General features: G+C 74.4%; 4 protein-coding genes and 1 pseudogene. 4 read left to right on the forward strand and 1 reads right to left on the reverse strand.

Features of this window, described 5'->3' with window-relative positions; genetic code table 11:
- Nucleotides 1–369 (reverse strand): annotated as a pseudogene (locus G3I53_RS07875) (hypothetical protein); the annotation flags it as partial.
- 254 nt (nucleotides 370–623) lie between these two features.
- Between G3I53_RS07875 and G3I53_RS07880 the strand changes: the two are divergent.
- The 4 genes from G3I53_RS07880 to G3I53_RS07895 form a co-directional block, all read left to right on the forward strand.
- Entirely contained in the window at nucleotides 624–1,853 is a 1,230-nt protein-coding gene (locus G3I53_RS07880) for a hydroxymethylglutaryl-CoA synthase (RefSeq protein ID WP_164333067.1), read from the forward strand.
- Nucleotides 1,853–2,620, forward strand: coding sequence for an enoyl-CoA hydratase-related protein (locus tag G3I53_RS07885; RefSeq protein WP_164333068.1), 768 nt, complete (start codon nucleotides 1,853–1,855; stop codon nucleotides 2,618–2,620). The genes G3I53_RS07880 and G3I53_RS07885 overlap by 1 nt, the downstream gene beginning before the upstream one ends.
- A gap of 4 nt (nucleotides 2,621–2,624) precedes the next feature.
- Nucleotides 2,625–3,479 carry an acyltransferase domain-containing protein gene (locus G3I53_RS07890; RefSeq protein ID WP_164333069.1) on the forward strand — a complete coding sequence of 285 codons (855 nt, stop codon included), beginning with the start codon at nucleotides 2,625–2,627 and terminating at the stop codon, nucleotides 3,477–3,479.
- Between the two features lie 85 nt (nucleotides 3,480–3,564).
- On the forward strand, nucleotides 3,565–4,566 hold a 1,002-nt coding region (locus G3I53_RS07895), incomplete at its 3' end, for a phosphopantetheine-binding protein (protein WP_164438161.1).

Genomic DNA, 4,566 nt, shown 5'->3' on the forward strand with positions numbered 1-4,566 from the left:
GACGTCCACCCCGCACCGCAGCTCCCGGGTGACCACGCAGGCCACCGCCCCGTCCGTGTGCGACAGGTTGAACCGCAGCGAACGGCACCAGTGGGGGGCGTGCACCTCGGGGCGGCCGAGACCCGAGCGCAAAAACCGCCACTCGTGAGGAGCGACCCGGGGTTCGACCTCGCTGAGGGAGTGGCGCACCAGCCCCCAGGCCGCGGTGAACAGGGACCGGTCCGACGGGCGGCGCAACGTTTCTCTGCGCCGCAACTCGGCCTCGTCCAGGGCCCACTCGACATCCGCCGGACGAAGAACGTCACCGGACCCGGCCGTCTCGGCCACCGTCCTGCACCACACGTGCGCCACCTGCCGACTGTCTCGCATCGTCGAGCACCCCCCTTCGCAGGCACATCCGAACACGGGACGAGCAGCCTGAAAACCCCCCGTACGCGCCAACCGGAGATCCCCGGCCCGCGTAACGGAACGTTCCGTTTCCGGTCATCCGGCCTGCGCCAGTGTCATGGCCGAACCTGCCCCCCGACTGCGCAATAGTGTGCAGCCGTCGGCCCGCCGCCCTGTGCATGATCGGCCCCCGGGCCAGACGGACGCCGGCGCGTTCCGGCAGACGGGAGAGCCGCATGGGCGTGGGAATCAGAGCCCTCCACCCGTACGTGGGACGGATGAGCGTCGACATCAGGAGCCTGTACGAGGCGCGGGGCCACGACATGAGCCGCTTCGGCAACCTCATGATGCGCCGCAAATCGGTCAACATGCCGTTCGAGGACGCGGTGACCAACGCCGTCAACGCCGCCCTCCCGCTGGTCCGCGGCCTCACCCCCGCCGAACGCGACCGCATCGAGGCGGTCGTCGTCGCGACCGAGTCCGGTGTGGACCTCGGCAAGTCCCTCAGCACCTACGTCCACCGCTACCTCGAACTGGGCCCCCGCTGCCGCTCCTTCGAGGTCAAACAGGCCTGCTACGGAGGCACCGCCGCCCTGCACACCGCGGCCGGCATGGTGCACGCCAGCCCCTACGACGACGCGCTCGCCCTCGTCGTCGCCGCCGACGCCGCCGGAGTGCCCGCGCTCGGCGAGCAGTGGGAGGGCGCCGAGGGCGCCGGAGCCGTCGCCATGCTCGTCGGCCGGGACGCCACCGCCCTCGAACTCGACCTCGGCGCCAGCGGCTGCCACACCTTCGAGGTCATGGACACCTTCCGCCCCGGCCCCGGCATCGACATCGTCAACCAGGACGTGTCCATGCTGGCCTACCTGGAATGCCTGCAGCACTCCTTCGAGGCCTACCGCGACCGCGTCGACGGCGCCGACATCGTCGACGGCTTCGGCTACCTCGCCTTCCACACCCCGTTCGTCGGCATGGTCCGCGGCGCCCACCGGCGCCTGCTGCGCCAGCAGCGCACGGCAGGCCGCGACGAGGTCGACGCGGACTACGAGCGCCGGGTACGGCCCTCCATGGAGTACGGCGCCGAGGTCGGCAACATCTTCTCCGCCTCCCTCTACCTCGCCCTGTGCTCGCTCATCCGGCACGGCGACTTCACCGAACCCCGCCGCATCGGCCTGTTCTCCTACGGCTCCGGCTGCGCCTCGGAGTTCTTCAGCGGCGTCGTCCACCCCCGCGCCGTCCACGACCTCGCCGCGCTCGGCGTGGAGGAGGCCCTGGCCGCCCGCCGCCCGCTGACCGTCGCCGAGTACGACACCGTCGCCGCCGCCGGCGACCGGGCCCGGTTCGGGGTCCGCGACGCCCGCTTCGACCTGGACTCCTACGGCGAGCTGGGCAAGGAGTTCACCGGCCGCGGCCTGCTGGTGCTGGAACGCATCGACGGCTACCACCGCCAGTACGGGTGGGCCTGATGACCACACACACCACCGGCCCCGCCGTCCTCACCGACCGCGACGGACCCGTCGTCCGCCTCGTCATCAACCGGCCGCACCGGCGCAACAGCCTCACCGCCGACGACGTCGGCCTGCTGCGCGACGCCCTCGAGACGGCGGCGGCCGACCCGCGCACCCGCGCCGTCGTCGTCGAGGGCACCGGCGGCACCCTCTGCTCCGGCATGGACCTCGCCGAACTCTCCGCCGACCAGCAGACCAAGGGCGGCAGCGACTTCTTCGACCTGCTGCGCCGCATCACCGAGGTCCCCGTGACCGTGCTCGCCTCGGTCGACGGCCAGGTGCTCGGCGGGGGAGTCGGCCTCGCCGCCGCCTGCGACCTGGTGCTCGCCACCGAACGCAGCACCTTCGCCCTGCCCGAGGCCCTGTGGGGCCTGCTGCCCTGCGCCATCCTGCCCTTCCTCATGCGCCGGGTCGGCTTCCAGCGGGCGTACGCCATGACCCTGTCCACCGCCGGCGTCACCGCGTCCGACGCGCGCTCCTTCGGCCTCGTCGACGAGCTGGAGGGCACCCACGGGCAGCAGCGGCGCCGGCTCCTGGGCCGCGTCACCAAGATCGACCGGCCCACGGTCGCCGAGGCCAAGGCGTACTGCGCGCGCCTCGCGCCCCTGCCGGACACCGCCCGCGACCACGCCGGAGAGGTGTTCGCGCGGCTCCTCGACTCACCCGTCGTCCGCACCCGGATCGACAACTTCGTACGCCACCAGCGGATGCCGTGGGAGGTGTAGACGCGTGCTGACGGCGCTCGCCTTCCCCGGGCAGGGCGCGCTGCGCGGACCGAAGGGCGCGGAGCTCCTCGACCGGTACCCCGACCGCGTGCGGCAGGCCGAGGACATCCTCGGCCACGCCCTGCGCCCCGTCCTCACCGCGGAGTCCGGCACCCCCTGGCGGCACCTGACCCGGACCCAGCCGACCCTGTTCGTCCTCACCCACCTCGCCGCGCTCGACGAGCCCGAACCGGCCTACCTGGCCGGGCACAGCATGGGCGAGCTGACCGCGCTCTGCCACGCCGGCAGCATCGACTTCGCCACCGGCCTCCGGCTCGTCCTCCTGCGCGCCCGGCTGATCTCCGAGTGCCCCGTCCCGGGCGGCATGCTGGCGGTCACCGGACTCGGCACCGACGCGCTGACCGCCGTCCTGGCCACCGAGGGCTTCACCGACCTCGACCTCGCCAACCTCAACGCCCCCGACCAGACCGTCCTGTCCGGCCCGACCGGCTCCCTGCGCGCCCTCGCCGCCGTCGTACGCCGCGGCGGCACCGGCCGGGCCACCCTCATCGACGCCCCCAACCCCGGCCACTCCCGCTACATGGCGACGGCCGCCGCCGGATTCGCCGAGGCGCTCGCCCAGGTGCCCTTCCGGGCCCCCCGCATCCCCGTCGTCTCCAACGTGACCGCCCGGCCGCACCGGCCGGAACGCCTCGCCGAACTGCTCGCCCAGCACCTGTACCGGCCCGTGCGCTGGTCCGAGAGCATGACCTACCTCAGCGGGGCCGGGGTCACCCGGCTGCGCCAGGCCGGCTCCGGCGGGCTCCTGCCCAAGCTGTGGACGGCCTGCACCGCGCGGGACGTCACCCCGGCGCGCTGACCGACGCTCAGGAGTGAGCGGGGCCCGCCCCGTCCCGCCGCTAGCTTCGGCTCCGGACACCGGCCGTCGGACGACAGGGGTGAACGTGGTGCACGACGCGAAGGTTCAGATGGTCCTCCTCTCGGCGGCGGACGAGGAACGGCTCGTGCGCCTGGCCCGGCTCTACCGGGACCACCTCGACGACACGCGGGACACCGCACGGGCCCCCGCTCTCCCCGACCTCGCCTTCACCACCCAGACCGGGCGGGTGCCGCTCGGCCACCGGCTCGCCGTCCTGTGCGGCAGCCTCACGGAGCTGCGCACCGCCCTGGACGACGTGGTCCACGGCCGCCCGTCGGCCGCGGCCCGCCGCTCGGTCGTCGCCCACCTCGCCACCTCGCACACCGCCGAGCCGACTCCCGTGTCCGACGCCCGGGAGGCGCTGGCGGTGTGGCTGTCGGGCGGCCACGTGGACTGGCGCGGCCTGTGGCCCGCCCCCCGGCGGAAAGTGGCCCTGCCCGCCTACCCGTTCGACGACCTCGACGACACGCCCGGCACCTCCGACGAGCCGGGCAGCACCCGGGAGCCGACGGCATCCGGCGCTCCGGGGGACGCCGTATCCGACGACCTCGACGACGCGCCCGGCACCTCCCACGAGCCCGGGAGCCCCCGGGAGTCGACGGCATCCGGCGCCCCGCGGGACGCCGTACCGGACCCGGACCCGTACTCACCCCGGGGCGCGGAGACCGTCCCGCTCGCGTCCGAGGCACCCCGGGCGCCGCGCGGCGCGGCCCCCGCCGACGGCGGCTGGGCGACGGAGTACCTGGGCCGGGTGTTCGCCGAGACGGCCGGACTCTCCGTCGAGGACGTCCGCGCCGACGTCCCGCTGGAGGACTTCGGACTCAGCTCGTTCCTCATCACCCGGCTGAACTCCCGGCTGGAGGAGGACCTGGGGGAGCGCAGCCGCACCCTCTTCTTCCAGCACGGCACCCTCGCCGACGTCGCCGAGGCCCTGGCCGCCCGGCACCCGGCACCGCCCGCGGCCGCCACGCCCGGCGCAGCAGCGCCCTCGCCGGAACCAACCCCGGCCGCCGCACCCCGCGCCACG

Origin of the sequence: Streptomyces sp. SID14436 (assembly GCF_010548465.1) — a bacterium.
Classification (GTDB): domain Bacteria; phylum Actinomycetota; class Actinomycetes; order Streptomycetales; family Streptomycetaceae; genus Streptomyces.

Coding starts and splice junctions, on each gene's coding strand:
- G3I53_RS07880 (WP_164333067.1), top strand. CDS start 624: ATGGGCGTGGGAATCAGAGCCCTCCACCCGTACGTGGGACGGATGAGC.
- G3I53_RS07885 (WP_164333068.1), top strand. CDS start 1,853: ATGACCACACACACCACCGGCCCCGCCGTCCTCACCGACCGCGACGGA.